We start from the raw sequence: 677 nt of genomic DNA on the forward strand, positions 1-677 counted from the left end.
ACACGGCAAACCAGCCTTCTTAAACAGAAGCTGAAACCCAGTCAGGGCAACAAGTAAGCTAATTAATTTCCTCGTTTTAAACGTTTGAAATTAAATTTTTAAAAGCACTTGACGCCAACAACGGGAAGTGTAGAATACGCCTCCTCAAGCCAGCGACCTAGCGTCAACGGCGGTGCTACTTAGCGCCACGTTCTTTAACAATACGAAACAAGAAATCTGTGTGGACATTCACAGGTGTTGAGTTATTCGAAATTGCTTCTTAGGAAGCAATCAAAAATTTAACTCAATGTAACGATGAATGTTCATAGCAATATGTACAAACGTTTTTAAGATTCTTCCGAGTCTTCTAAACGAATCAGAATTCATTGAGCCGTTCTTTATCCTTAATCGGGTGAGAACAAAAAACTTTAATTGAAGAGTTTGATCATGGCTCAGATTGAACGCTGGCGGCAGGCCTAACACATGCAAGTCGAGCGGAAACAGGAAGGTGCTTGCACCTTTGCTGTCGAGCGGCGGACGGGTGAGTAATGCCTAGATATCTGCCTAGTCGTGGGGGATAACAGTTGGAAACGACTGCTAATACCGCATACGCCCTACGGGGGAAAGGAGGGGACCTTCGGGCCTTTCGCGATTAGATGAGTCTAGGTGGGATTAGCTAGTAGGTAAGGTAATGGCTT

The 677-nt window shown here is 44.3% G+C and carries 1 rRNA gene; it reads left to right on the top strand.

The features are described 5' to 3' along the window. Positions 1-408: 408 nt before the first annotated feature. Positions 409-677, top strand: a 16S ribosomal RNA gene (locus BM736_RS24800); the annotation flags it as partial.

Source organism: Shewanella sp. UCD-KL12 (assembly GCF_001957125.1).
Taxonomy (GTDB): Bacteria; Pseudomonadota; Gammaproteobacteria; order Enterobacterales; family Shewanellaceae; genus Shewanella.